The following is a 25,559-nucleotide window of genomic DNA, read 5'->3' as shown; positions in this document are numbered from 1 at the left end:
CTGGCCCGTTCGAGACATGCCGGCAGGGTCTTACAATGTCCGTTGTCGGAGGCGGACCAGAACCTTCGCATCGCGAGTTCGCCAAGATCCAGCCAAAACAACTAAAGCGCGATGAGATTGGGATGAATCGTCATCGCGCTTTAGGTTGTTTTTTTAACATGATCTTTTCGGAAAACCTCTGCACACTTTTCCGGATCATGCTCTAGGGGGCTGTGCGCGACAGCTTGAGTTTTCGCGCCCTTGCTTACGGGCAGGTTCCGTTGCCGAAGTAGGTCGCCTGCCGATACGTGTACTGCATGACTTGCATGGTCAGCTGAAAACGTGGGTCGTCGCCATTCGTAATCGGGCATCGTCCGCCGGAGACGGCGGCCATTTCGTCATCGCGCAGCGGCGTAAAGTCAGTCTTGGCGTTCGTCGACATCGTGAGCCTCCTGTTGAGATGTGCGGCATCCTTATCACGAATTCTGTTGGTTCTACTGTGAGTAGCCTCACGCAAGCGACCGACATGCTCGGCATGGGTTCAGAGCAACCTCCTGAACTGCCCTACTTGGGACATAACGGCAGAGAACTTTGCCTGATGCTGAGGGGCATCAAGCCTCTTGCCTATTTCCTGAATTTTGTCCCCCGCGAGTTCGACGTCAATATTCCGACGTTCGACAGACACCTGGCTGCGGGTCGGTTGATAAGACGCGAATTCGTTGAACTGCCACACCGAAGGCTGCTCTACGCGTTACCTGACCACCAGTGGCGGATAGACGCCATGCTCGCGCTCCCAAACGAACTCGACGCATGGTCCGAAGATCATGAACGGCGCTCTTGCGAATTGCTTGGCTACGAGGGCTGGCAGATTGACTATTGGCTGGCACATCGTCGCTCGCGTGCGGATGCTTAGTCCGCTTCTGATGCTGTGGACGGCTCCTCCAAGGGCACGAGAGTGCCAAGGAGTGGGCGCCGCTTGAAGCTCCCACGATTCGGAGGAGCAGCCTATGCAGTCAATTTCAACGATTGGTCTGGATATCGCGAAGTGGGTCTTTCAAGTGCATGGCGTCGATGCAGCCGGCCAGGTGGTCATACGCCGTCAGCTCAAGCGCCGTTTCGTGCTGTCCTTCTTTGAGAAGTTGCCGCCGTGCCTGGTGGGAATCGAGGCTTGCGCGTCATCCCATTATTGGTCCCGCGAGCTGCGGGCGTTGGGGCATACGGTGCGATTGATGCCTCCGGCCTATGTGAAGCCCTACGTCAAGCGGCAGAAGAACGACAGCACCGACGCGGAGGCGATTTGCGAGGCGGTCACGAGACCCAACATGCGGTTCGTGCCGATCAAAACGATCGAGCAACAGAGCTGTCTGATGCTTCATCGCGTGCGCCATCTCTTCATTCGCCAGCAGACTGCCGTCATTAACTCAATTCGCGCTTATCTGGCCGAGTTCGGGATCGTCGCCCCTGTCGGGCGCAGGGGTGTCGAACAGCTCTTGGAAGTCGTCGCCGATCCAGCTGAACGCCGCCTTCCGGAGACGGCCCGTGCGTGTCTTGCGGCTCTCGGCAGTCAGTTGCGGGCACTGAAGGCTCAGATCCTGGAGTTCGACCGGCGCATTATCGCCTGGCATCGATCAAACGCGATGAGCAAGCGACTGGATGCGATCCCCGGCGTCGGTCCAGCACTGGCAACGGCGCTAGTCGTGTCGCGAGCGTTGCCGATGCCAATGCCTTCCGATCGGGGCGGGACTTCTCGGCCTGGGTCGGGCTCGTGCCGAAGCAGAACTCCAGTGGGGGCAAGGACAGGCTTGGCGGTATTAGTAAGCAAGGCGATCGCTACTTACGCAGCCTGTTCACGGCAGGTGCACTCGCCGTGATCCGCTATGCCAAGATCCATGGCGCGCGGCATCGGCCCTGGCTCACAGCGTTGTTGACGCGGCGTCCCACCAAGGTCGCCGCGATCGCGCTCGCCAACAAGCTCGCCAGGATGGCATGGGCGATGATGGCCAGGAACGAATGCTACAGGGAACCCGCCGCTCTCACGGCGTGAACGAGATCACAGCCGGACATTCGGGTGTGACGTAACGGTTGGAAGGGCGAACAGCACTTAATGCAGCGCCGGTCGATCCGGCGATCAGGACAACCCACATGGGCCATGGCATCTTCGAATGCGTGCTTTTGATCGGGACCTGATCTGCGGAGGGCATTATGGCCAGCGGTCACGTGAACCGCGCAAACAGGCCGAACACATGGCCGCTCCGACCAACGCCGCAAAGTGAAGATTCTCCTTGCCAACCCGGAGCCGTTCCACACATGGGCCCTCACCCGACTTGGCAACGGCTCGCTGAGATGTCCGCTCGTCGGCGAAAAAGGGACGTCCCGGGGCGTTACGTCAACAGACATGCTTCGTTCGAAGGGTGTTCTGAGCCTCGCCGAATGCTCCAATTCGGCATCCGCATCTAACCCGCGTCAGCCCAAGTCGAATTCGAACTGCCGATTTCCATTTATGTGCACTTTTGCGCACTTTCTTCGGAACGATGATCCCCTGACCGCGTATACCCCCGCTGCTGTCATGGCGGCGCGCGTGGGGTCGCCAAATGACAAGCCAACTGCTTATCCTGGTCGTTGAAGACGACCAGGATGTTCAAAACATCGTCCAGGAAAGCCTCAGCGACGGAGGATTTGAAGCCGTCGTAACTTCGTCTGGCGAGCGTGCCATCGAACTGCTTGATATCGCCGAAGGCAAATACCGGGCGCTTGTCACAGACATCAATCTGCGTGCCGGAAAGGCAGACGGGTGGCATGTCGCACGCCACGCTAGAAAAATCGACCCCAACTTTCCCATCGTTTATATGAGCGGAAAGGACGCTGACGACTGGGCGTCACAGGGTGTCCCTAACAGCATAATGTTGGCGAAGCCGTTCGCGCCCGCGCAGCTTGTCACCGCCCTTTCCAACCTGCTGAACGCCGCGCCGCCGGCCTCCCCAACCGTTTGAAGGGCTTCGTCTCTTCGCGCCCTTACCCACTAAACGGCCATGTCGCTTTTTGGCCCCTTAGCGGACCAATCACGGCATGGTGCACGACGGCCGCTTTTGACCCTGGCTGTGTGAAAAGCCACGAGTCGGTTACGATTCCTCCGTTTCCTGATGGGGGATACGGATGGGACGCTTCGTTGAAGGCGCGGACAGATCCCAGCTGACGCTCTTGCCGGAATGTCTGGAGGATTGGGTAGACGAGGGCAACGCGGTCCATGTGATCGATGTGTTTGTCGAGGCGCTCGACCTGCATGGAATTGGATTTGAGCGTGTGATCGCCAAGGAGACGGGCCGGCCCTCCTATCATCCAGCAGTCCTTCTGAAGCTTTACATCTACGGTTATCTCAATCGGGTGCAATCCAGTCGCCGCCTGGAACGTGATGCGTGCCGCAATGTCGAGGTGATGTGGCTGATCGGGCGCCTGGCTCCCGATCACAAGACGATCGCCGATTTCCGGAAGGATAATGGCGCGGCGATCCGGAAGGTTTGTGCGAAGTTCGTTGCGCTATGCCGGCAAATGGGCCTGTTGCAGACCCCAAGCGTCGCAATCGATGGCAGCAAGTTCAAGGCAGTGAACAACCGCGATCGCAACTTCACGCATGCCAAGATGGCGAGGCGGATGGCGCAGATCGAGGAAAGCGTGGGTCGATATCTGCGCCAACTCGATAGCGCCGATCGGCAGGAGCCATCGGAAGCGATCAGCATCAAGACGACGAGGATCAAGGCCAAACCTCCGTCCCAAGCCGGAGGCTTCTTCGCATAGATATCCAGATCCCGAAGCAAGGGTTCCGGCTGAGCGCTTACGAATAATCAAGCCATCGTGGCTGCGAACAGAAGACGGAATGGTGTGTGCAATTGCCATGACCAAATTCCCTGTCTGAAATGGCGCTTCGTTGCGCCACACCATTTTAGGTTTGGTCTGCCAAGTCGCTGTGAAGCAATTCACAGCATTGGCGCACAAATTTTCGTCATTTATCCGTTAGTTGTATTTCCTGCAAATGCTCGCGAGTTGGATGCCGACATCAGGTCACGACTCGCCGTTGATTTTGTTGGCCGCCAGACTTAGCTCCAAATCGGTTAGCCGTTCGATCAGCCGCTCTACAATTTCTTCGCAATCAGATGGAGCGAGCGAATTCACGCCACGTGCGGCAAGCTCGCTTTCAAGAAGTTTGGCCAGCATCGCCTTCACGCTCATATGGCGCAATCCAGTTGCCATGAAAAAAGCAAACGATGAACCGCTCGTAGACAGACGCGCAATCCGTAGTAAGACGCAGATTCTTCGCGCCAACACCCTCTCGTCCTTCGACCACGCAGCATTCATAACCTGAAATTAGGAGACGACGGCTAGCCTCAGGCTGTCCGGGGACGGGTGGGATGCTCTCAACCCCCACTCGCGGATAAGGCCCCGGCTATCGCGAGTACCGGGGCCTTTGTTTTGCGCGCGGATAAATCAGTCGTCTTTAAGTGAAAGAGGCCGCCAACTGAGGCGGCCTCTTTCAGCGCCCATTTATCTGCTAATCGCATCTTATGCTTGATCCGTTGGTGGCGCACACATGCCCCCACGAATAGCCTATTCCTGACCCGTTATCATAGTACTTGAAATCAAACCCAGGAATATGGATCTGGAGGAGAAGATTCGGTTCCCCGCCCGAAATCATTTCCAGTTCGTCGCACGAAAGCAGATTGATTTCGCGTTCCATGTCTCTGTCTCCTGTTGTTCAACGAAGCGACCACCCGCCTCGTTCGGTTGAGGAGACTAGATGCCCCACCGCGCAACGTGCCGTGAGGCAGATCACTGCGCTCGGAAATAGGCCAGCGCCCCACCTCTCATAAGAACATATTGCGAACATGAACAAAACTGGTACACTCCTCGGATGCCTGTTTCCGCTTCGAGCCAGCCCGATTCCGACCACCTCGAAGCCGCGGCCGATCAGGCGATAGAAGCTTGCGGCGGAGACGCGCGTGAAGCTGTCAAAGCCTTGATCGTTGCCAACGAATTTCTTGAGCGGCGGCTAGAGGAGCTTGCTTCGCCAGGCTACGCGCGTGGTCGCGTGCTGCCGCGTGACCGAAAAGATTGGTACGATTGAATCTTAACGACTTACAAAATTCCATAAATGCGACTAGCACAGGCTTTGACTGAATCCGGCGCCCCATCAGCGAGGTCCTGAAGGTAACGCAAGAATTCATCTGCGGTATCTGCGCCAACTCGATAGCGCCGATCGGCAGGAGCCATCGGAAGCGATCAGCATCAAGACGACGAGGATCAAGAAAAAGATCGCTCGGCTGAAGCAGGAGATGAGCCGCCTGGAAGTGCTTGATGCGCAGATGCGCAACACGCCGGATCAACAGATATCGCTGACCGACCCGGATGCCCGTTCGATGGCCACCAGCGGACGCGGATCGGGTGTCGTCGGCTACAATGTCCAGGTCCCCCGCGGTGGACACCGAACACCATCTGATTGTTACGCATGAGGTCATAAACGTCGGCAACGACCGTGGGCAGCTTGCTCGGACGTCGAAGCAAGCCAAAGAAGTGCTCGAAGTGGACAAACTCGAGGCGGTCGCTGACCGTGGCTACTTCGACGGAGAGGAGATATTGGCTTGCAAAGAGGCTGGCGTGGCAGTCACGCTGCCCAAGCCCATGACGTCGAACGCCAAGGCGGAGGGTCGGTTCGGCAAGCAGGACTTCGCCTACCTGCCTGATGAGGACGTTTACCGCTGCCCGTCCGGCCAGCTGCTGCCCTATCACTACACCAACATCGAGCACGGAATGACGCTGCGCCGTTACTGGTCGACAGCAGCGTGCCAAGGCTGCGCGATCAAGAGCCAATGCACGCCGTCAAAGGAGCGCCGCATCACGCGCTGGGAGCAAGAGCATGTGGTCGAGGAGGTCCAGAGACGGCTCGATTCCAATCCCGACGCCATGCGGACGCGGCGCGAGACGGTCGAGCATCCCTTCGGCACGATCAAAGCCCGTATGGGTGCGACCCACTTCTTGATGAAGCGCCTACGGAATGTCGCCGCCGAGATGGCGCTGCATGTTCTGGCCTATAACCTCACACGGGTGATGAACATCGTCGGCAAACCGCGCCTGATTGCAGCCATCCGCGCCGCCTGAAGGCCGGAAAGTGCCTCCAAAAGCGCAATATCGCGTCGCGGTACCCCACTTTGGCCGGTCATTGGACGCTCCGACGCGAGACATCGGCCGCCTGCAACGATTAGCGACCACGGCAGCGTGCCGACCTATCCGTTTGCACACACCCAAGACCTGTAGCCGACATATCGAAATCAAGAAGATCGGAGAGGCCGAGAAACGCAGCGCGGCCTCAACTACGGAAGTCCTTTTGTCGCCGTAAAGGGATTGAACCCACGTTCCGCGAGGGCAGCCCACGAAGCTGCGCCAAGATGTGGCAATCGGAAATAGAGGCGTGGCCTGGCCGGATCGGTATCCAACATGAACCCAGTCGGTAGCGCGCGGACACTTGTGGCAAAGAACCCGCCATCCGGCGACCTCTGGGATTCTATGACCGCGATCAACGACTCTGCCCTCCCAGTCCTGCCGAGCAATTTCAACAAGAGAGCCATCTGGCTCGTCCCCTCGGTCCACACGCCGTCGCGGTCTTCACCGTAGGAAAAGCCCTTGTCGACACTCATTCGCTGTTCGGCGGTCGTAATTGCCGGTGCAAATTTCTCGGCCGCTCCGGGGAGCGCCGTTAACGGCCAGACTTGAGCATCAAGGGCCAAAATCGGATTGCGCGTGACGCCGTCTTCAGCGGTCCCTGCGGCGAAACAGGCGCATGCCGGATCCCACATCGTATCGACGAAGCGCTCAGCAGCTGTCGCCATATCACGCCAGCGCGGATCGCCGGTGCGGGTTGCAAGAAGGCCAAACGCGGCGGCGAGGTCAGTATTGTGCTCGGTTGATTTCCATGTCCGCAACTCGGGCGTCGGTTCGTGCCCAAACGTACCGCCCGTGAAACCGCCAGTGCCGCGCGCGTCGGCCCATTGCGCGACCCAGGTGCCCAGCCGTGCCGCACCCTCGCGGAACCGAGAGCCGGTGTTCACATCATCAATCGACAGCAACGCCAACATGGCCCATGCCATGTTACCGACATCGCTGCCCACCTGATATCGATCTTCCAACCACTTGTTCTGCGTATTGTCCCACCAACCCGGAAGTTTGGCGGAGCCACTGGCCACCGCACCCGCGGCGTATGCGTTCCGGAGCCGCCCATCATGCCAGGTGCGGTCGTTATCGATGGCCGAGAGAATCGCCGAGCCAATTCGATGCGCCTTGTCTCGCTCGCCGCAACCGACCAATGCGATGGCGGCTACCGCATTATCATAGAGGTAGGCGGCGCCATGGAGAGGCCCCGATTCGACGGTCGGATAGCTGGGCAGGAATAACGGCCCTGACGGCGCTGCCTTGTCGATCAGACCAGCGAGGTATCCGCACGCTGACGATTCCGGTGTTGCCTGAGCCCGGAGTGGAGCGGCGACCACAATGATTGTGAAAGTCGTTAGGATGCATAGGAAGGCTGCTATTCGGCCCACTTGCTGTTCTCCGGGTGGACGATGGTCCTCTCTATACCCAGCGGGCGATCTCTTGAAGTGCCCCATAGCGGACGTCCAAGAGAGCACGAGGTGGCTCAGTCTCAGCGAGTCCATCTCGCCCATGAGCAAACGCGGAGTGACCTCGAGGCCGAGCAACGCTGCCAAGGCCGCCGCTTCGATCGAGACCTTGGCCGATGAATTCTTGAGGAGGGTTTGAGCTTCTGTTCGTTCCTTCGTCACTACGGCGAAACGCGGACCCCTCCTCAATATACGCCCATAAATGTCTACCATCGGCGATAATGCATGAGAGATGTCGTCAAGACCTGATGAACGAGAGCAGGTCGGGGTTGAGGACATCCGCATGCGTGGTGAGCATGCCATGGGGATAGCCCGGATAGGTCTTCAGCGACCCGTTCTTGAGCAGGTTGACCGCACGCGGCACTGAACTTGCGAACGGGACGACTTGATCAGCCTCGCCATGCATCACCAGCACCGGCACGGTGATCTTCTTGAGGTCTTCGGTATAATCTTCGAGCCAGGAGTCGACGGTTGCATAATGAGCGAGGGCACCGCCGGCCATGCCTTGGCGCCACCAGTTCGCAATGATCGCCTCCGAAGGCTTCGCCCCTTCTCGGTTGTAGCCGTAGAACGGATTCTCGGGGACGAAACGATAGAACTCCGACCGGTTGCCCAGCACGCCTGCCCGGATCGCCTCGAACCACTCCGGCGGCTGACCGGATGGGTTGCCTTCGCTCCGGTACATGTTCGGCGTCAGTGAAGCGACCAGCACCGCCTTCGCAACGCGCTCCTGATGGCGAGCGACATAGCGAGCCACCTCACCGCCACCTGTGGAGTGGCCGATATGGATCGCGCCGCGCAGGTTGAGGTGCTCAGTCAGGGCCGCGAGGTCGGCAACCCAGTGGTCCATGTCGTTGCCGGTGCCGGGCTGGTCGGACCTGCCGTGGCCGCGCCGGTCGTGGGCGATCACCCGGTAGCCGTGGCGAAGGAAGAAGCTCATCTGGGCGTCCCAGTCGTCCGCTGTCAGCGGCCAGCCGTGGCTGAAAACAATCGGCTGGCCTGAGCCCCAGTCCTTGTAGAAGATGTTTACGCCGTCTGTCGTCGTGATCGTGGGCATTGTTCCGTTCCTTTAGATTAGCCGCGGACGAGAGTCATCGCTCGCTGGCGCGGCGTACCAGCGATGATCCCGTTAAATCAGGAGGACCAGTCGTCGATTAGGTGGTCAAAATGCTTAGTTCAGCAGAGAGGCGATACCATTCATTATAAAGGCATCGCTCAAGTATCGCGCGATAAGAATGAGTACGAGTTTCACGTTCGCAGGATTTTCGGGACGCAATACGTATTGGACATACGAAAGAGGCCGCCAACTGAGGCGGCCTTAATCGTCTCAGATGCGTTCTCCGCACCATGGCGGCTGCCGAGGGCAGCCTCTGACCTCGTTGCGGACCTTCGGCCGCTGGTCCTCGCAGCCGCCAAGAGGGGTATGGCTAGTTGCGCTTGGCGATTTCGCGATACAGCGACTCGGGGCTAACACCCAGTTCGGCAGCAAGGCGCACCCACTGCCCCTTGGATGGGAGAGGACCGCGCCACGCAATCCATGCATCGAGGCGCTCGGCAACGGTTTTCATGGACAAGATCTCCGCGTGGAAGCGCGCATTTTGAAGCTCATGAGCGAAGTGTCGGATGAGAGCCAATGCAAGTGTGGGGTCTTGCGCGAGGCGGTTCAGGAACTCTCTCTTCGAGACGGCCCAAGCTGTTGAACTCGAAACCGCGACTGCGGCACAGTGATATGTCGGGGAATCGATTGACGCCTCCGCGAGCATTGTCCCCGGTCCAGCGTGCTGGAGCACAAGTGAGGCTCCGGACGCCTGATGTCGCACCAGATCGATAGCCCCGCCGGTCACAATGAAGATATACCGGACCGGGTCCCCCTGGCGGAATACAGTCTCGCCGGGCTGAAAGCCTAATTGGCGTCGGTCGAGGCCGTTCAGTAGCGGGGCAAGATCGGAGAACATGATAGCAATCATGTTCTTGAAACGACCGCTGTGGCAAGATGCCTTAACAGGAGAGTCCTCCATGCGCCTGCTCGCATTCGCACTTTTGCTCCTTCCAATGGCAGCACTGGCCCAGCAGCCTGAGCAACAGCACCAACATTCGATGCGCGGCGAGAGTATGTCCGGTAAGCCCATGCCGATGGGCCAGACGCAAATGATGAACCATATGCAGATGATGCACAGTGGGAGCATCAACGAAACGGATGCGCACAAAGGCACCCGAGGGCCGACCGAGCCGGGACAGTCCGCCTTCGCAGCAATTCAGGAGATCGTTCAAATTCTGGAAGATGATCCGCAAACGGATTGGTCGAAGGTCAACATCGAAGCCCTACGCCAGCACCTGATCGACATGAATAACGTCACTCTGGCAGCCCATGTCAGCAACGAAGCAATCGATGGTGGGATGAAATTTGTCGTCACAGGTAACGGTGCTGTCCGCGATTCCATCCGGCGAATGACGTCAGCACACGCGGCAACCATGGACGGCGTGGGTGGCTGGCACTTCGTCGCGAAGGACACTGACGAGGGTTCCATCTTTGAAGTCCGCGTGCCGCCGCAGGATATGGATAAGTTGAAGGCGCTTGGCTTCATTGGCACCATGACACGCGGGATGCATCACCAGCAGCATCACCTGATGGTAGCCAAGGGCGAACATCCGTACGGCTGACGACACGCCCGAATGTCTGGCCTACGGCCCATTGCGCCATTCGTCAGCTTGCGACCCTGAGCTGATATCGCGCTAGCGCGCTATCCGCGTATCTCACATGCCCTTGAACTCATGGGCACATGGCCTAGCGCGGCCGGCTGCGCTCGATGATCTCGGCGGCGCCCTTGCCGAGCAGATCCAGTCCCACGGCACGGCCGAGCTCGCGCGGCCGGTTCGCAGGACCTGTGCGCGAGGCTTCGATGATGGTGTTGCCGGAAAGATCCAGCACCGAAGCGGTCAGCGACATCTGATCGCCTGAGATGGTCGAGAAACCGGCCACCGGCGAATTGCAGTGACCGTTCAGCACCCACAGCACCTCGCGCTCGGCATCGGCAGAGGCGTGCGCGGCGGGGTCGTCGATCGATGACAGGATTTGTCGCGTTGGCCAGTCCTGCGCTGCGCATTCGACCGCCACGATGCCCTGCCCTGCGGCGGGCAGCATCTCCGCCGCGGTGAACTCGTAGGCGATACGATCGGCGAGCCCGACGCGATCGAGGCCGGAGCGCGCCATGATCAACGCATCGGCCGGCCCGACCGCGCCGCCGTCGGGCAGCTTCTGCATCTCGCGATGATCGAGCTTTCGCACGCGCGTGTCGGCGGCGCCGCGGAAGTGGATCACTTCGACATCCGGAAACAGACGCCGCGCATAAGCCGCGCGACGAACGGCGTTGGTGCCGATCTTGAAGCCTTTGCCGCGGGACTGGCGCAGCGCCTCCAGCGTCACACCGGCGCGCAACACCAGCGCATCGCCGGGCGGATCGCGCGACAAGGTCGCGCCGATGACGAGGCCCGGCGTGTCCTCGTTGCCGGGCATGTCCTTCAGCGAATGCATCGCGGCCTGCAATTCGCCCGCGAGCACGGCAGCGCGGATCTGCGCGACGAAGGCGCCGCCCTTGCCGCCGTGCGGCAACAGCTTGCTGGTCTGGTCGAGATCGCCCGTGGTGTCGAACTTGATGATCTCGACGTCGAGACCGGGCACGGCCGCAGTCAGGCGGCGCGCAATCTCTTCTGTCTGCGCCAGCGCCATCGCGCTCTTGCGGGTGCCGATCTTCAGTCGCGTAGCCAAGCCATTGTCCTTTCGAGCCGCGAATTAACGCGCGTCCTGCAATATCATATCGGACGCCTTCTCCGCGATCATGATGATCGGCGCGTTGGTGTTCCCCGACACGAGGTCCGGCATGATCGAGCCGTCGACGACGCGAAGGCCCTCGAGCCCCTTCACCTTCAGCCGCTGGTCCACCACCGCGAGCGCGTCGTTGCCCATACGACAGGTCGAGGTCGGATGGTAGATGGTGCTGCCGCGCTCCCGGCAATAATCCAGGATTTCGGCGTCCGTGGATACCTTCGTGCCGGGATCGTACTCGCTGACCACGAACGGCTTCAATGCCGGCGCATTCAGGATCCTGCGCAGGATCTTGATGGCTTCGACATTGGTGGTGCGGTCGGTCTCGGTCGACATGTAGTTGATGCGGATTTCCGGCGGCACGGTCGGGTCCGCGCTTCGGATGCGCAAAGAGCCCCGGCTTTCGGGCCGGAGCTGGCACACCGACGCCGTGAAGCCGGAGAAGTCGTGGAGCTTCTCACCCATCTTGTCGGTCGAGAACGGCAGGAAGTGCACCTGGATGTCGGGCGAAGCGAGCCGCGGATTGGTCTTGAAGAACGCGCCTGCGGTGCCGGCCGCAATCGTCAGCCAGCCCTTGCGGAACAGCGCATAGCGCGCACCGGCCAGCGTTCGGCGGAGCGGATTGTTGACGGTGTCGTTGAGCGTGATCTTCTGCGAGCATTTCATCACGATGCGGACCTGCATGTGGTCCTGGAGATCGTGGCCGACGCCCGGCGCATCGAGCACCACATCGATGCCGTGCTTGCGCAAGAGATCGGCGGGGCCGACGCCGGAGAGCTGCAACAGCTGCGGCGAGTTGTAGGCACCGCTCGACAGCACGACCTCCTTGCGCGCGCGGGCTCGGCGCACGGTTGCACCCTGCCGATATTCGACGCCGACGGCGCGGCGGCCCTCGAACAGCACGCGCTGGCCCAGCGCCTCGGTCTCGACCTTGAGATTGCCGCGGGTCTTCGCAGGGCCGAGATAGGCGACCGCCGTCGAAGCACGACGGCCGTTGCGGGTGGTGGTCTGGAACAGGCCGACGCCTTCCTGGGTGGCGCCGTTGAAATCAGGATTGTAGGGCAGACCGGTTTCGACTGCGGCATCCATAAAGGCCTTCGACAGCGGATCGGTCACGACCATGTTGGAGACAGGCAGCGGCCCGCCGGTGCCGTGATATTGATCGGCGCCGCGCGCCTGGTTCTCGGCTTTCTTGAAATAGGGCAACACGTCGTCATAACCCCAGCCGGCATTGCCGTGCTGGCGCCAGCGGTCGTAATCCTCGTGCTGGCCGCGCACATACAGCAGGCCGTTGATCGAGCTCGATCCGCCCAGCGTCTTGCCGCGCGGCTGGAAGACCTGCCGGCCCTTCAGCTCGGGCTCCGGCTCGGTCTGGTACATCCAGTTGACGGACTTCTCCTTGAACAGCTTTCCATAGCCGAGCGGCACGTGGATCCAGATGTTGGAATCCTTCGGGCCCGCCTCGAGCAGCAGCACGCTGTGCTTGCCGCTCGCCGAGAGCCGGTTCGCGAGCACGCAGCCGGCAGAGCCGGCGCCGACGATGATGTAATCGAATTCGGGATCTGACGGTGCGAGGGCGGAATTTGCGTTCATGCGCTATGGTTCTTTTTCTTGGTGTGAGCGTTCCCGCTGTATGACTAGCACAATCATGCGCGCAGACGCAGCGCCTCGACCAGCGACTTGAACGCACGGGCATATTCCGCGCCCGCCCTTGCGATATCGGTTCGACCGGCGCAGGCGACCGCGGCCTCCGTCACTGCGCCGAGCAGCAACCGCGCCAGCGGCTCGACCGGCTGCTTTGCGATCAGGCCGGCCTCCATGGCAGCGGCAATCGCACGCGGCATCTTGCCGCCAAAGTGCTTTGCATCGATCTCGCGCCAGCGCTCCCAGCCGAGCACGGCAGGTCCGTCGCGCAAGATGATCTGGCCGGCCGGACCCTTGGCGGTCGCGGCAAAGTAATGCTGCGTGCCGGCGACCATGGCGGCCAGCACGTCCTTCTCGGCCCGCGCGGCGCTGTCGATCTCGACGACGAGATGGCGCGAGACCAGGTCGAACACCGCCTCGAACACGGCTTCCTTGGTCTTGAAATGATGATAGACCGCGCCCTTGGCGATGCCGGCGCCTTCGGCGATCTCGTCCATGGTGGTGGCGGCAAAGCCCTGCGTCCCGAACAGCCGGCGCGCCGCCGTCAGAATCGCCTCTGTTGTTGCTGCTCGCCGCTCCGCTTGTTTGGCCATGAATTTGGTCTAATCGAATTCACTCCGCGCCACCAGTTGACTTTTCGACTATCGGTCGGTATTTACCGACTAGCAGTCGGTTTTAATGCGAGGTGGTCCATGCCGAGCCGTGACGTCGTTGAAGCCTTTGCAAGGCGGCTGGAGGACGGGGAGTTCGTCGAAGCGATCGAGCAGTACTACACGCCCGATGCCGCGACCTATGAGAACAACGCCGCGCCAACGGTCGGCCGCGACAATCTCGTCGCCAAGGAGCGTGGCGTGCTGGCGGCTTCCAAAGAGGTCAAGGCCGTGCGCGTCGGGCCGAGCCTGATCGAAGGCGATAACGTCGCCTCGCGCTGGATCTTCAGCTTCACCAACGCCGAAGGCGTGACACGAACGCTGGAGGAGATCGCCTGGCAGACCTGGCAAGGCGACAAGCTGATCGAGGAGAGGTTCTTTTACGACCCGAAGCAGCTTGGGCGGTGATGCGCCAAACGCACCGCTGTCATCGCCCGGCATAACAGCCGAATGAGTGGTGTACATTCTTCGCGCCGTTACAGCCGTAACGCACGGCGCCGCATTTATATCGATTTGTTATCGATATACGCGATCGAACACGCAGAAGTGGTCGCGGCGACAGCAGCAATCGGGGATAATTCATAGTTCGTCAAAGATTTGCGGCGAATTCTCCCGATCGAGCCGGACAAACGGCCGATGCTGCTGCAGGCTCTGGAATGCGGATTCAACTGACCAATTATTTCGCGCGGCTGTTTGCCGGCGATCTGTCAGCCTTTCGCGGTCCCGCAACCGACGAAACCGTCGCCGGACATATTCGCGCCGAACAGATGTCGCTGGTGCTCGGCTATTCGGTCGGCATCATGCTGGCCAATGCCTGCAATGCCACGGTGCTCGCGATCGCGCTGTGGCAGTCGCCCGACCGGACCTTCGCCGCGATCTGGGCGATCATCGTCGCCGGCGCCGCGATCGCGTTCGGCGTGCAGTCCCATGCCTCCCGCCGGATCACGAAGCCGCAATTCGTCTCCCGCCGGGCCATCCATCGGCTGGTCCGCAACGCCTTCGTGCTCGGAATCGCCTGGGGTATCGTCCCTGTCGCCTTCTTCGCGGACGCCTCGACCGGCGGTCAGCTCGTCATCACCTGCCTGTGCTCGGGCATGCTGGCCGGCGGCGCGCTCGCCTTTGCCACCATCCCGATCGCGGCCATCGCCTTCACCGCTCCCATCTTCGTCGGCATCGCGATTTGCCTCGGCAGAAACGGCGACCTCGCCTTCCTGCTGATCGCCTTCCTCGTCGTGGTCTATGGCAGCGTGCTGCTGCGCGGCGTGTTCGTCAATTCGTTCAACTTCGCCCGGCGCGTCATCCGGCAGATCGAGGCCGAGCGCACGGTACGGCAGGATCCGCTCACGCATCTGCCCAACCGCTTCGCCTTCAACGAGACGCTCGATGCCGCCTTGAGGCGGCTCACGCTATCAGGCGAGGAATTCGCCGTGCTGCTGCTCGACCTCGACCGTTTCAAGGAGGTCAACGACCGCTTCGGCCACCCTGCCGGCGACGAATTCCTGGTGCAGGTCGCAAGCCGGCTGCAACGCTGCACCCGCGCGGCCGAACACGTCGCGCGTATCGGCGGCGACGAATTCGCACTGGTGATGGCCAATCTGACGCGGCCCGAGGATGCGCTCGAGATCGCCGAGCGCTTCGTCGCGGCCTTCACGGAACCGTTCCTGATCGAGGGCTGCGAGTTCGTTGGTGCCACCAGCGTCGGCATCGTGCTCGTGCCGCGCGACGGCAATACGGCGCTCGATATCATGAAGAACGCCGACGCCGCGCTCTATCGCGCCAAGAAGGCCGGACCCGGCACGGTCCGCTTCTTCGAGGAGGCGGACGACAAGGTCTCGCGCGACCGCAAGGCGCTGCAGGCGGACCTCGCCGGCGCCATCGCGCGCGACGAGCTGTTTTTGGTGTTCCAGCCGTTCCTCGATCTCGACGAAAACCGCATCACCGGTTTTGAGGCGCTGCTGCGCTGGCAGCATCCCTCGCGCGGCCTGGTGCCGCCGAGCGAGTTCATTCCGATCGCTGAAGAAACCGGACTGATCCACGAGATCGGCGAATGGGTGATCAGGCGCGCCTGCGCGACGCTGAAGGAGTGGCCGGAGGACATCCGCGTCGCCGTGAACTTCTCGGCGGCGCAGTTTCAAAACAACGGCATTCTCCAGACCATCGTGCAGGCGCTGGCCGATGCGAAGGTCGCCCCTGATAGACTCGAGATCGAGATCACGGAATCGATGCTGCTGTCGAAATACGGCTCGGCCGCCTCGATCCTGAATGCGCTGCTGGAGCTGGGTGCCACCGTGGCGCTGGACGATTTCGGCACCGGCTTCTCGTCGCTGACCTATTTGCGCAAGCTGCCGTTCAGCCGCATCAAGATCGACCAATCCTTCATCCGCGACATGCTGGTGCAGCCGGACTGCGCCGCAATCGTGAAATCGGTGGTCTCGCTGGCGCGCGACCTCAACATCGAGGTCGTCGCCGAAGGCGTCGAGACCGCCGACCAGCTCGACTATCTCAGGCAGATCGCTTGCGACGAAGTGCAGGGCTATCTGATCGGCCGACCGGTGTCGGCCGATGCCGTGCGGGCGCTGTTGGATACGAGGAAGCTTCGGGCGATTTTTGCGGCGTAGACATCCTCAGACCGCATCCGCCCGCAGCAGCGTATCCACCGTGATCGTGCCCCGCGCGCGGGAGACGCAGGTGCAGATCTTCGCGTTGCTCTGCTTCTGATGGTCGCTGAAAAAGACGTCGCGGTGGTCGATCTCGCCGTCGACGGCGACGACGTCGATGGCGCAGAGGCCGCATTCGCCGCGCTTGCAGTCGGCTATCACCTCAAAGCCGCTGGCGTTGAGGACATCGAGCATCGATCGCTCCCGCGGGATTTCGAGCTCGATGTCAGAATCCTTCAGGCGCACGCGAAAGGTTTCGGTCGGCAGCGTGCCGCTGGAGCCGAACGTCTCGTAGCGAAGATCGGCGAGCGGATGGCCGGCGCCGATCCAGGCGTGGCGGGCGGCATCGAGCATGCGCATCGGGCCGCAGAACAGTGTCAGCGTGCCCTTCGGCAGCGAGGCGAACAGGGCGTCGAGATCGAGCCGTTTGCTCTCATCGCTGGCATGGACGACCAGCCGGTCGCCCAGCAGGCTTGCGAGGTCATCGAGATAGGCGGCATCCGCGCGCCCGCGCACGGCGTAGTGCAGCCTGACATCAGCGCCGCGGCGCGCCAGCGCCTGCGCGGCGCCGAGGATCGGGGTGATGCCGATGCCGCCGGCGATCAGGCAATAGTTTTCGCGCTCCCAGTCGACCGCGACGAGCGAAGCCGGCCGCGTGATGTCGAGCCGCGCGCCCGGTGCCAACTGCCACATGTAGCGCGAGCCGCCACGGGAATCTTCGGCGCGGCGCACCGCGATCCTGAAGCCTTGCGAGGTCGCTTCACCGACCAGCGAATAGGACCGCGTCTCCGGCTGGCCGTCGATGGTGACGCTGACATTGATGTGGCTGCCGACCGGATAGGCGGCACCATCGAACTGGTCGGGCCTGATCAGGAATTCGCGGATATCAGGCGACAGATCGCGCGTCGCGACCAGCGTTGCGGGAATCCAGGTTTCGATGAAGCGCATGGTGCCCTCAATCGGTTGCGGTCTTGATCAGCGCGAGCGCCGGCAAGAGGTCGAGATGGGTGCGATTGCGCAGCGCGAGGCGGAGATTGCGCACGGCAAGCCGGGCGTGCTCGCGCATGATCGCTTCGGCCCGCGCGCCCTCGCGGTTCTCGATGGCATCGATCACGACGCGATGGTGTTCCTGCCCGATGATCAGGATCTGCTGCGCCTCGGGCAGCGCCGACTGCGCCATCACGAAGCCGCTCGGCGAGGCAAACGGCAGCGCCGAGGCACGGTCGATCTGGCGGACCAGCGGCGGGCTGCGCGAGATTTCGGTGAGCAGCGCATGGAAGCGCGCATTCAGCGCGACATAGGACGAGAAGGCTTCGATCGAGATCGGCACCTGCCGCAGCAATTCGTCGATCGCCGCGAGACACTCCTTGAGCGGCTCGAGCTCGCGCGCGGAAACGCCGCGCTCGGCGGCAAAGCGCGCGGCGAGGCCTTCCAGCGTGCCGCGCAGCTCGATGGAATCGGAGATGTCGCGCTCGGAGAACGCCTTCACCATGAAGCCGCCAGAGGGGATCGCCTCCAGGAGGCCCTCCTCCTCCAGCCGCACCAGCGCCATGCGCACCGGCGTCCGCGAGGCGCCTGTGGTTTCCACCGCCTGAAGCTCGGAGATGCGCTCGCCCGGACGCAACGATCCGGACAATATCTGGTCGCGCAGCGCGAGCTGCGCCTTCACGGTCTGCGAGACGGAGCGGTCGACCTCGGCCATGCCCCTACTCCGCGGCCTGCAGATGCTGCGGTCCGTTTTCCTTCGCCACCATCTTGTCGATCAGCTTGCGCATCCACATCGCGCCGGCGTCGATGTTGAGATTGTAGAAGATGCGATCCGGGTTCTCGTCCATCGCGCGCTGCTGTGCCTCGAGGATGAGCTCGTCCTCGCGGAAGATGCCGGAGACGCCCTCGCGGATCTCGGTGGTGATACGCTGCTCGCCGATCTGGTAGTTGCGGACGAAGGCCCAGAAATAATGGCAGGTCTTCTCGGTCTCCGGCGTGATGGTGTTGAGCACGAAGCCGTTGACGCCCTGCGAGCGGTCGCCCTCAGGCGCGCCGGTGCCTGTGGGCGCCACGCCGACGTCGATGGCGATGGTGCACGGCGCCTCGAAGCGGATGATCTGCCAGCGGTCGACGAGACCGGGCTTGCCGAGCTGCTTCGCCCAGAATGGCGGCGCCTCGATGCCGCACATCCAGCGCGTCACGGTGACCGTCTTCTCGCCATGGGTGACGTCGAACGGCGCTTCGGCCACCGCATCGTTGCCGATGGAGGAGCCGTGCACGAAAGTCTCGTGGGTGAGGTCCATGAGATTGTCGAGCACGAGACGGTAGTCGCAGTTCACGCGGATGGTCTTGCCGTCACCGGCCCAGGCCGGATCGTGATTCCAGTGCATGTCGGGCACCAGCGCCGGATCGGCCAAGGCAGGATCGCCCATCCAGAGCCAGATGTAGCGGTGACGCTCGACGACGGGATAGGCGCGCACGCAGGCGGACGGGTTGATGGTCTCCTGCGAGGGCATGAAGGTGCAGCGGCCCTGCGCATTGTATTTCAGGCCGTGATAGCCGCAGACGACGGTGTCGCCTTCGAGCCGGCCCTTGGAGAGCGGCACCAGGCGGTGCCAGCAGGCATCCTCCAGCGCGGCCACCGAACCATCGGCCTTGCGATACATCACGACGTGCTTGCCGCAGATCGTCCGCGGCAACAGCGCCGGCTTCACCTCGGCGTCCCAAGCGGCGGCGTACCAGGCGTTCATGGGGAGGGGTTTTGTCATGGGCGGTCTCCCAGGCTGCTGTATGCGTTATGTATACAATACAGACGAGATGGACGACCATCAAGGCTAAAATTAGCTTACCATAATACCCAATTGTGCTAAAATGTATACAGTATGGACTCGCTGTCATTCCCGCGAAAGCGGGGAATCCAGTACGCAAGCGCGCACAAGGCAGGCGATGACACCTATCGATACGGCAAGCCTCCTTGGAGGAGAAGCGTCAGCGCTGCGCGTCGGCAGTTAAGCCCCGAACACCTTCGCGAGCCCGGCCTGCGCCTCTTCCTGAATCCGCTTCAGGTGCTCGGTGCTGCGGAAACTCTCGGCGTAGATCTTGTAGACGTCCTCCGTCCCCGAGGGGCGCGCCGCGAACCAGCCATGGTCCGTTTCGACCTTGATGCCGCCGAAGGGTTGGCCGTTGCCGGGCGCCTTGCTCAGCGTGGAGCGAACCGGATCGCCGGCGAGGTCCTTGAGGCCGAGCTGCTCGGGCGTGACTGACTTCAGGATGTTCTTCTGCGGCCCGGTCGCGGCGACATCGATGCGGGCGTAATGGGGCATGCCGAACTCGGCGGTGAGATCGCCAAACAGCTGGCTCGGATCGCGGCCGGTCTTGGCCATGATCTCGGCGGCAAGCAGACCGAGGATGATGCCGTCCTTGTCGGTGGTCCACACCGTGCCGTCGCGGCGCAGGAACGAGGCCCCTGCGCTCTCCTCGCCGCCGAAGCCGAAGCCGCCCGTGAGGAGACCATCGACGAACCATTTGAAGCCGACCGGCGTCTCGACCAGCTTGCGGCCGAGCTTCTTGGCGACGCGGTCGATGATCGAGCTCGACACCACGGTCTTGCCGATCGCGGCATCCTTGCCCCAATTGGGGCGATGCGCGAACAAATAGGAGATCGCGGTCGCCAGATAATGGTTCGGGTTCATCAGCCCGCCGGTGCGGGTGACGATGCCGTGTCGGTCGGCATCGGTGTCGTTGGCGAAGGCGACGTCGAAACGGTCCCGCATCGCGATCAGGCTCGCCATCGCGTAAGGCGAGGAGCAGTCCATGCGGATCTTGCCGTCCCAGTCCACCGTCATGAAGCGGAAGGTCGGGTCGATCGCCTCGTTCACCACGGTCGCCTTCAACCCGTAGCGCGCGATGATCGAATGCCAGTAATGCACGGCGGCGCCGCCGAGCGGATCGATGCCGATGTTGACCCCCGCGGATTTGATCAGCTCGAGGTCGACGACGTTGCCGAGATCGGCGACGTAGGGCGTGATGTAGTCATAGCCATGAACGGTCGATGATTTCAGCGCCCTGGCATAGTCGATCCGCTTGATGCCCTTGAGGCCATCGGCGAGATAGGCGTTGGCGCGCTTCTCGATGACCGAGGTCGCGTCGGTATCGGCCGGCCCGCCGTGCGGCGGATTGTATTTGTAGCCGCCGTCTTCGGGCGGATTGTGCGAGGGCGTGACGACGACGCCGTCGGCGAGGCCGCTGGCGCGGCCCTTGTTGTAGGTCAGGATCGCATGCGAGATGACGGGCGTCGGCGTGTAGCCGTGATCCTTGTCGATCATGACCTCGACGCCGTTCGCCGCGAACACCTCCACCGCGCTCGCGAGCGCCGGCTCGGCCAGTGCATGGGTGTCGATGCCGATGAAGAGCGGACCGGTCAGCCCCTTCTCTTTCCTGTAGTCGCAGATGGCCTGCGTGGTCGCCAGGATGTGGCCTTCATTGAAGGTGTTCTTGAACGAGGTGCCGCGATGGCCCGACGTGCCGAACGCCACCCGCTGCGCCGGATCGGCCGCGTCCGGCTTGCCGGCGAAATAGGCGGTCACGAGCCGCGGAATGTTGGCGAGCGCGTCCGGCGAAACCAGCTTGCCCGCCGCGGGATGAACATCAGCCACTGGATATCCTCGTCCTGTCCTGAACAGATTGCAGCCCCACCATAGCATCGGCCGTCCCGCCGCCAAGCCAATTGGCGGACCGGTCAGATGCCACGCCCCGGTCAACGATCAATCGACAACGCCGATCCTCCACGGAGCGATCCATCGGAAATTGCACAGGGCGATCTCGTACTTTGGTGCCGAGTCTCGGTTGATGCAGGACAAGGACGTCGTTGCCTGGCGTGGAGCACGATGCTGCCCGTTTGATGACGGAACGCGGGGACTTGCAGGATTCACCGGCAGATCCCGTGAGTGGGGCGATCACCATGATTGGACGTTTGATTTTCACGCTAATGCTGGCCGGCGCCGCATCGTCCGCCTCCGCCGCGGAGGGCGATCCGGCCGCGGGGAAGGCCGTATTCCAGCGAACCTGCGAGAACTGCCACGCGGCCGTGATCGGGGTGAACAAGGTCGGCCCAAGTCTCTGGAATGTCGTCGGCCGCAAGCCTGCCGCCGTTCCGGACTTCGCCTATTCTGATGCCATGAAGGCCAACAAGGAAGCCTGGACGCCGACAGCGCTGGAGGCCTATCTCGCCGATCCCCGAGGCGACGTCCATGGCGTCAAGATGTTCTTCAAGGGGCTACCGAACCCCGCAGATCGGGCCAATGTCATCGCTTATCTTCAGACGCTGAAGTGAACGATCGGGGCGGACGGTAGACCGATCCGAACGACCTCGCGCGTGCCGATTCTGTGGGTCTACGCCACCAAAAGCCCTTGGGGTCAACCACGGCAACAAATGGCCGCATTTTGGTCCGTCAATGCAGGCATGATCATTTTCGCAGCGGCCGTACTGCTCGCCAGTTCCTTGGCATCCCCGTCGCCAGACCATGTCAGGGCGGCCGACGTCGAGCGCAACCCGATGCTGGGCTATGCGGCGGTGGATCACGACCTCGCCAAGGTGAAGCGGCGGATCGAGCGGGCGCTCCACAGCTCCGCATCGGACAGCACAGCAGCGTCCTCCCCTCCTGCCATCACGCGCTGACGGCAATCGGCGGCGTCTTTCCCAGCTCCGACCGCGCCGGCGGTCTTGGGAACATGCTATGGTTCGCGTGTTCCGACCGCCTCGAATCGTCCCATGGCTCTTTCGCGCAAGCTACTGTCCTTGCTGATCGCCAGCCTTGGCGTGTTGGGTCTTGGCGTGTTGGGCCTTGGCGTGTTGGACCTTGGCTTGGGCCTTACCCTGGCCGGCACACCGGCGCGCGCCGCCCAGTTCTACACCGAGGACCTGCGCATCCCGATGGCGGAGGCCGGACCGCAGGGGCTGGAAGCGTTCCTGGTCCGCCCCGCGGGGACCAAGCGCTATCCGCTGGCGCTGCTCAGCCACGGCTCACCACGCAGCTTCGAGGACCGCGCCACGATGTCGGCGCACAAATATTACGGCATCGCGCTGGAATATGCCCGGCGCGGTTTTGCCGCGCTGATCGTGATGCGGCGCGGTTATGGCACCTCGCCCGGCGGACGCGTCGACAGCGTCGGTGGCTGCACCAACGCCGCCTATCTGCCGGCGGCCGCGGTCGCGGTTGCGGATTTGCGCGCGACGATCGATGCGATGGCCCGGCGGACCGACGTCACCACGTCAGGCATGATCGCGGCCGGCCATTCCGCCGGAGGGCTCGCCACCGTTGCGCTGACCGCGCAGGCACCGAGCGGCCTCGTCGCCGCGATCAGCTTCGCCGGCGGCCGCGGCTCGCGCGACGATGACGACGTCTGCAATCCGGACGGGCTCGTGCAGGCCATCGCCACCTTCGGCAAGACCTCGCGCGTGCCGATGCTGTGGGTCTACGCCACCAACGACCTGTATTTCGGGCCCGATCTGGCGCGCCGGTTCTATGACGGATTTCGCTCCGGCGGCGGCAACGCGAAATTCATTGCGGCGCCGGCCTACGGCGATGACGGCCATTATCTCTATTCCGTGGTGGCCCGCCCGCAATGGACGCCCTACATCGACGCCTTCCTGCGCGAGCGCGGGCTCGGCCACGACGCGCTGAGCGCGCCCGATCCGCTGCCGCCGCCGGACCATTTCAACGACGCGGCGAAAGCCGAGTTCGCGCGCTATCTCGCCAGCACCATGCCGCACAAGGCTTTCGCGGTGTCGCCGAATGGCGGCTACGGCTGGCGTTCGGGGCGCAACACCGTGGACGATGCGCAACGCGATTCGCTCGCGGCCTGCATGAAATGGTCGCCGACCTGCACGCTCTATGCGGTCGACGACCAACTCGCCTCCGGCAGCGCGCAGGGAACGGCCACGGACCAGGTCTCGCGTGCGCGATAGCCCTCGTGGCGCGCAGGGAGCGTCGGCGGGCACATCGGTTGTTAACTCGAAAGATGTAGGACGGGCTCCATGCTGAGGGGCCCGGCACGACGAAATCCGAGCGCGACGTGGACGCACGTCGTGGCCGCGTTGCTGTTGTCCGCCTCGACCTGCGCGCGGGCTCAAGATGCCGACCTCGGCGCCGGCGAAACCGTGACGTCGCGCGCCGAGATCCGCAAGATCATCGAGCGCGAGACGGCGAGGACCAATCTGCCCGCCGACATTGCGGAGGCGGTCGTCTTCGTCGAGAGCGGCTACAACTCGGCGGTCGTCGGCAGCGCCGGCGAGCTCGGCCTGATGCAGCTGCGGCTCGAGACCGCGGCGACGCTCGGGTTCAAAGGAAACGCCGCCGAGCTCGCCGAGCCTGACATCAACATCCACTACGGTGTGCTTCATCTCAGCCGTGCATGGCGCCTCGCCGGCGGTGACCTCTGCCGCACGCTGATGAAATATCGAGCCAGCCACGACGAGGAAGAGATGACCCCTCGTTCGCAGGTCTACTGCAATCGCGCCCGCAACCGGCTGCTCGCGATGGGCTCGACGGCAGCGATCACCCCGGCTGCGGCCGTTACACCGCTGGCACCCGCGGCGGACCCCGTACCGGCAACAACATCAGCCAAAACTGAAAAGCCGCGGACGCAGCCCAGGGCGGCACGGCCGAAGGACGTCTATGCCCGCTACATCAGGGGCACGGCCGCCGCAAGCCGGGCCTATTGGGCCGCGCATGAGGCCAGGGTCAGCCGCATCAAGGCCCGGATCGAGGCAAGGTGGAAGCGGACGGCCTCGCGTTAACGGTCGTTCGTCACAAAGCGGACCCGGCTCTTGACGAGACCGTCATGGTCGATGGAATACTACGGATGCTCCCCTTTTCGGGGCAGCTGCAGCGATTAAGCCAACAGTTTTTTGCGTAACCCGAATAAAGACCATGCACAGCAGTTTGAGAGTTTTGTTTGCGATCTTCGCAACGGCGGCCGTGGCCACCTCGACCTTCATCGCCATCCGGTTTTTGGTCGGGTTCAGCGGCTGAAGCAAACGGTGCCGGCCGGCCCTTGGCCGGCACGACGCGCCCTTGATCACTCGTGCCTAGAGGCGCTCGCTGAGAGCGAGCTTGTAGCCGACGCCGGTGACTGTGGCGATGACAGGCGTGCCGCTGCCCACGAGCTTGCGGCGCAGCCGCGCCACCAGCGCATCGACCGTGCGGATGTCGACCTCGGCCTGACGGTTGCTGACGACCTCGATCAGATAGTCGCGGCTGAGAGGCCGTCCGTCGGCGCCGACAAGAGCAGCGAGCAGGTCGAACTCGGCACGGGTCAGCGCCACCGGCTTGCCGTCGCTGCCGAGCAGCTCGCGCCGCGTCAGGTCGATGATCCAGTCGCCGAAGGCGATCGAATTGTGGCTGCGCGCCGCCTTGCGGTCGATCGAGCGCCGCCGCAGCACGCTGCGCGCACGCGCGAGGAGATCGCGCAGGTTGATCGGCTTGGTGACGTAATGATCACCCGCGATCTCGAGGCCGAGGATGCGATCGACGTCGGTGTCGCGGCGGGTCACGAAGATGACGCCGGCGTTGCTGGTCGCCTGGATCTCCTTGGCGAGCTCGAAGCCATCGCCGTCGGGCAATTGCAGGTCGAGGAAGACGAGGTCGGTGTGCGCGCGTAGCGCCTGGCGGCATTCGGCGCAGGTGCCCGCGCCGACCACATCGAAATTATTTTCGCTGAAGTAACCGACCAGCATCGTTCGCGTCACGGGATCGTCTTCGACGACGATCAGCCGCTCGCGCCCGACCGGCCGCAATTCCTGAAGTGTGGAATCAGCCACGGTGCTGGATGTCCTGTGTGCCTGCGACTGGGCTTGAAAATTCAAGTGGCCGCGTGATGCGCTGTCCTGTGAACGAACATTCACGGCTTGTTCGAGCCCCCGAAATTGACTGCCGAATACTAGGCGTGTTGTGCCGCGCAAACAATATAGGTCACGGTACTGAAGTATTTACTATGAATTGCCCCACACTTCTCATTCAGCGCATCGATATCCCAGTAGAACAACTCGGCGGGTTCCGGCACCGACAAATTCTGCTTATTCGAATTTCTATCCAACCACTGACTAGCGCGCGGGAAGGCTTCGACCTCAGCCTTCGTCTTGGACTACGCGCTCTCG

Annotated in this window: 23 protein-coding genes and 3 pseudogenes; 13 read left to right on the top strand and 13 right to left on the bottom strand. The window is 62.4% G+C overall.

What is annotated here, in order from left to right; genetic code table 11:
- The coding region (locus XI06_RS15485; protein ID WP_271605770.1) for a hypothetical protein at positions 1-206 on the top strand (206 nt) is incomplete at its 5' end.
- Between the two features lie 38 nt (positions 207-244).
- Here XI06_RS15485 and XI06_RS15480 read toward each other — a convergent pair.
- Complete coding sequence (locus XI06_RS15480) at positions 245-421, bottom strand: hypothetical protein (RefSeq protein ID WP_237867341.1); 177 nt, start codon at positions 419-421, stop codon at positions 245-247.
- Between the two features lie 84 nt (positions 422-505).
- On the opposite strand from XI06_RS15480, the gene XI06_RS15475 reads away from it, so the two are divergent.
- The 4 genes and pseudogenes from XI06_RS15475 to XI06_RS15460 form a co-directional block, all read left to right on the top strand.
- Complete coding sequence (locus XI06_RS15475; RefSeq protein WP_271605769.1) at positions 506-892, top strand: hypothetical protein; 387 nt, start codon at positions 506-508, stop codon at positions 890-892.
- Between the two features lie 94 nt (positions 893-986).
- Positions 987-2,023, top strand: a pseudogene (locus XI06_RS15470) (IS110 family transposase).
- A 547-nt stretch (positions 2,024-2,570) separates the two neighbouring features.
- A complete protein-coding gene (locus XI06_RS15465; protein ID WP_271605768.1) occupies positions 2,571-2,969 on the top strand; it encodes a response regulator in 399 nt (132 codons plus the stop codon).
- Positions 2,970-3,132: 163 nt separating this feature from the next.
- Positions 3,133-3,738 (top strand): annotated as a pseudogene (locus tag XI06_RS15460) (transposase); the annotation flags it as partial.
- 297 nt (positions 3,739-4,035) lie between these two features.
- Here XI06_RS15460 and XI06_RS15455 read toward each other — a convergent pair.
- Positions 4,036-4,203 (bottom strand): hypothetical protein, encoded by a 168-nt coding sequence (locus tag XI06_RS15455; protein WP_237861325.1) that lies wholly within the window; start codon positions 4,201-4,203, stop codon positions 4,036-4,038.
- A gap of 995 nt (positions 4,204-5,198) precedes the next feature.
- Between XI06_RS15455 and XI06_RS15445 the strand changes: the two are divergent.
- Positions 5,199-6,126, top strand: a pseudogene (locus XI06_RS15445) (transposase); the annotation flags it as partial.
- 212 nt (positions 6,127-6,338) lie between these two features.
- Here the strand turns inward: XI06_RS15445 and XI06_RS15440 are convergent.
- The 3 genes from XI06_RS15440 to XI06_RS15430 form a co-directional block, all read right to left on the bottom strand.
- Positions 6,339-7,802 (bottom strand): hypothetical protein, encoded by a 1,464-nt coding sequence (locus XI06_RS15440; RefSeq protein WP_271605767.1) that lies wholly within the window; start codon positions 7,800-7,802, stop codon positions 6,339-6,341.
- 76 nt (positions 7,803-7,878) lie between these two features.
- The gene (locus tag XI06_RS15435; RefSeq protein ID WP_271605766.1) at positions 7,879-8,697 is read right to left on the bottom strand and encodes an alpha/beta fold hydrolase; all 819 of its coding nucleotides are present in this window, start codon (positions 8,695-8,697) and stop codon (positions 7,879-7,881) included.
- Between the two features lie 370 nt (positions 8,698-9,067).
- Entirely contained in the window at positions 9,068-9,658 is a 591-nt protein-coding gene (locus XI06_RS15430; protein ID WP_271605765.1) for a Crp/Fnr family transcriptional regulator, read from the bottom strand.
- On the opposite strand from XI06_RS15430, the gene XI06_RS15425 reads away from it, so the two are divergent.
- The gene (locus tag XI06_RS15425; RefSeq protein WP_271605764.1) at positions 9,657-10,301 is read left to right on the top strand and encodes a hypothetical protein; all 645 of its coding nucleotides are present in this window, start codon (positions 9,657-9,659) and stop codon (positions 10,299-10,301) included. The two genes, XI06_RS15430 and XI06_RS15425, sit on opposite strands and share 2 nt — an antisense overlap.
- Positions 10,302-10,425: 124 nt before the next feature.
- Here XI06_RS15425 and hemC read toward each other — a convergent pair whose 3' ends face one another.
- The 3 genes from hemC to XI06_RS15410 are packed head-to-tail and all read right to left on the bottom strand — an operon-like array spanning position 10,426 to position 13,700.
- On the bottom strand, positions 10,426-11,406 hold the full coding sequence (hemC, locus tag XI06_RS15420; protein ID WP_271605763.1) for a hydroxymethylbilane synthase: 981 nt from the start codon (positions 11,404-11,406) through the stop codon (positions 10,426-10,428).
- Between the two features lie 24 nt (positions 11,407-11,430).
- Positions 11,431-13,056, bottom strand: a complete 1,626-nt coding sequence (locus XI06_RS15415) for a GMC family oxidoreductase (protein WP_271605762.1) — start codon at positions 13,054-13,056, stop codon at positions 11,431-11,433.
- Positions 13,057-13,109: 53 nt separating this feature from the next.
- Positions 13,110-13,700: a TetR/AcrR family transcriptional regulator gene (locus tag XI06_RS15410; RefSeq protein WP_271605761.1), complete on the bottom strand. Its 591-nt coding sequence runs from the start codon at positions 13,698-13,700 to the stop codon at positions 13,110-13,112.
- Between the two features lie 99 nt (positions 13,701-13,799).
- Here XI06_RS15410 and XI06_RS15405 point away from each other — a divergent pair, with 99 nt between their 5' ends.
- Both XI06_RS15405 and XI06_RS15400 read left to right on the top strand, forming a co-directional pair.
- Positions 13,800-14,165 carry a nuclear transport factor 2 family protein gene (locus tag XI06_RS15405; protein WP_237867100.1) on the top strand — a complete coding sequence of 122 codons (366 nt, stop codon included), beginning with the start codon at positions 13,800-13,802 and terminating at the stop codon, positions 14,163-14,165.
- A 248-nt stretch (positions 14,166-14,413) separates the two neighbouring features.
- Entirely contained in the window at positions 14,414-16,375 is a 1,962-nt protein-coding gene (locus XI06_RS15400) for a putative bifunctional diguanylate cyclase/phosphodiesterase (protein WP_271605760.1), read from the top strand.
- A 6-nt stretch (positions 16,376-16,381) separates the two neighbouring features.
- Here XI06_RS15400 and XI06_RS15395 read toward each other — a convergent pair whose 3' ends face one another.
- From XI06_RS15395 to pgm, 4 genes are all read right to left on the bottom strand, one after another.
- Positions 16,382-17,362 carry a PDR/VanB family oxidoreductase gene (locus XI06_RS15395; protein WP_237874169.1) on the bottom strand — a complete coding sequence of 327 codons (981 nt, stop codon included), beginning with the start codon at positions 17,360-17,362 and terminating at the stop codon, positions 16,382-16,384.
- 7 nt (positions 17,363-17,369) lie between these two features.
- A complete protein-coding gene (locus tag XI06_RS15390; RefSeq protein ID WP_237892085.1) occupies positions 17,370-18,116 on the bottom strand; it encodes a GntR family transcriptional regulator in 747 nt (248 codons plus the stop codon).
- A gap of 4 nt (positions 18,117-18,120) precedes the next feature.
- Positions 18,121-19,170, bottom strand: a complete 1,050-nt coding sequence (locus tag XI06_RS15385) for an aromatic ring-hydroxylating dioxygenase subunit alpha (protein ID WP_271605759.1) — start codon at positions 19,168-19,170, stop codon at positions 18,121-18,123.
- A gap of 240 nt (positions 19,171-19,410) precedes the next feature.
- The gene (gene pgm / locus XI06_RS15380) at positions 19,411-21,057 is read right to left on the bottom strand and encodes a phosphoglucomutase (alpha-D-glucose-1,6-bisphosphate-dependent) (protein ID WP_237892084.1); all 1,647 of its coding nucleotides are present in this window, start codon (positions 21,055-21,057) and stop codon (positions 19,411-19,413) included.
- A 305-nt stretch (positions 21,058-21,362) separates the two neighbouring features.
- On the opposite strand from pgm, the gene XI06_RS15375 reads away from it, so the two are divergent.
- From XI06_RS15375 to XI06_RS15360, 4 genes are all read left to right on the top strand, one after another.
- Positions 21,363-21,734: a c-type cytochrome gene (locus tag XI06_RS15375; protein ID WP_237874167.1), complete on the top strand. Its 372-nt coding sequence runs from the start codon at positions 21,363-21,365 to the stop codon at positions 21,732-21,734.
- 129 nt (positions 21,735-21,863) lie between these two features.
- Complete coding sequence (locus tag XI06_RS15370; protein ID WP_237892083.1) at positions 21,864-22,079, top strand: hypothetical protein; 216 nt, start codon at positions 21,864-21,866, stop codon at positions 22,077-22,079.
- Between the two features lie 93 nt (positions 22,080-22,172).
- Entirely contained in the window at positions 22,173-23,369 is a 1,197-nt protein-coding gene (locus XI06_RS15365; protein WP_271605758.1) for an alpha/beta hydrolase family protein, read from the top strand.
- 69 nt (positions 23,370-23,438) lie between these two features.
- Positions 23,439-24,200 (top strand): transglycosylase SLT domain-containing protein, encoded by a 762-nt coding sequence (locus XI06_RS15360; RefSeq protein WP_249803746.1) that lies wholly within the window; start codon positions 23,439-23,441, stop codon positions 24,198-24,200.
- A gap of 291 nt (positions 24,201-24,491) precedes the next feature.
- On the opposite strand, the gene XI06_RS15355 is transcribed toward XI06_RS15360, so the two are convergent.
- Positions 24,492-25,307 (bottom strand): response regulator transcription factor, encoded by an 816-nt coding sequence (locus XI06_RS15355; RefSeq protein WP_237874163.1) that lies wholly within the window; start codon positions 25,305-25,307, stop codon positions 24,492-24,494.
- Positions 25,308-25,559: the final 252 nt, after the last annotated feature.

The sequence above is a fragment of the Bradyrhizobium sp. CCBAU 11434 genome (assembly GCF_028128895.1).
GTDB lineage: Bacteria > Pseudomonadota > Alphaproteobacteria > Rhizobiales > Xanthobacteraceae > Bradyrhizobium > Bradyrhizobium zhengyangense.
This window is presented reverse-complemented; position numbering and strand designations above follow the sequence as displayed.

Bases quoted from the DNA above. Each gene is read 5' to 3' on its own strand.
- XI06_RS15480 (WP_237867341.1), bottom strand. From the start codon at position 421: ATGTCGACGAACGCCAAGACTGACTTTACGCCGCTGCGCGATGACGAA.
- XI06_RS15475 (WP_271605769.1), top strand. From the start codon at position 506: ATGCTCGGCATGGGTTCAGAGCAACCTCCTGAACTGCCCTACTTGGGA.
- XI06_RS15465 (WP_271605768.1), top strand. From the start codon at position 2,571: ATGACAAGCCAACTGCTTATCCTGGTCGTTGAAGACGACCAGGATGTT.
- XI06_RS15455 (WP_237861325.1), bottom strand. From the start codon at position 4,203: ATGAGCGTGAAGGCGATGCTGGCCAAACTTCTTGAAAGCGAGCTTGCC.
- XI06_RS15435 (WP_271605766.1), bottom strand. From the start codon at position 8,697: ATGCCCACGATCACGACGACAGACGGCGTAAACATCTTCTACAAGGAC.
- XI06_RS15425 (WP_271605764.1), top strand. From the start codon at position 9,657: ATGCGCCTGCTCGCATTCGCACTTTTGCTCCTTCCAATGGCAGCACTG.
- XI06_RS15430 (WP_271605765.1), bottom strand. From the start codon at position 9,658: ATGGAGGACTCTCCTGTTAAGGCATCTTGCCACAGCGGTCGTTTCAAG.
- XI06_RS15415 (WP_271605762.1), bottom strand. From the start codon at position 13,056: ATGAACGCAAATTCCGCCCTCGCACCGTCAGATCCCGAATTCGATTAC.
- XI06_RS15410 (WP_271605761.1), bottom strand. From the start codon at position 13,700: ATGGCCAAACAAGCGGAGCGGCGAGCAGCAACAACAGAGGCGATTCTG.
- XI06_RS15405 (WP_237867100.1), top strand. From the start codon at position 13,800: ATGCCGAGCCGTGACGTCGTTGAAGCCTTTGCAAGGCGGCTGGAGGAC.
- XI06_RS15400 (WP_271605760.1), top strand. From the start codon at position 14,414: ATGCGGATTCAACTGACCAATTATTTCGCGCGGCTGTTTGCCGGCGAT.
- XI06_RS15395 (WP_237874169.1), bottom strand. From the start codon at position 17,362: ATGCGCTTCATCGAAACCTGGATTCCCGCAACGCTGGTCGCGACGCGC.
- XI06_RS15390 (WP_237892085.1), bottom strand. From the start codon at position 18,116: ATGGCCGAGGTCGACCGCTCCGTCTCGCAGACCGTGAAGGCGCAGCTC.
- XI06_RS15385 (WP_271605759.1), bottom strand. From the start codon at position 19,170: ATGACAAAACCCCTCCCCATGAACGCCTGGTACGCCGCCGCTTGGGAC.
- XI06_RS15375 (WP_237874167.1), top strand. From the start codon at position 21,363: ATGATTGGACGTTTGATTTTCACGCTAATGCTGGCCGGCGCCGCATCG.
- XI06_RS15370 (WP_237892083.1), top strand. From the start codon at position 21,864: ATGATCATTTTCGCAGCGGCCGTACTGCTCGCCAGTTCCTTGGCATCC.
- XI06_RS15365 (WP_271605758.1), top strand. From the start codon at position 22,173: ATGGCTCTTTCGCGCAAGCTACTGTCCTTGCTGATCGCCAGCCTTGGC.
- XI06_RS15360 (WP_249803746.1), top strand. From the start codon at position 23,439: ATGCTGAGGGGCCCGGCACGACGAAATCCGAGCGCGACGTGGACGCAC.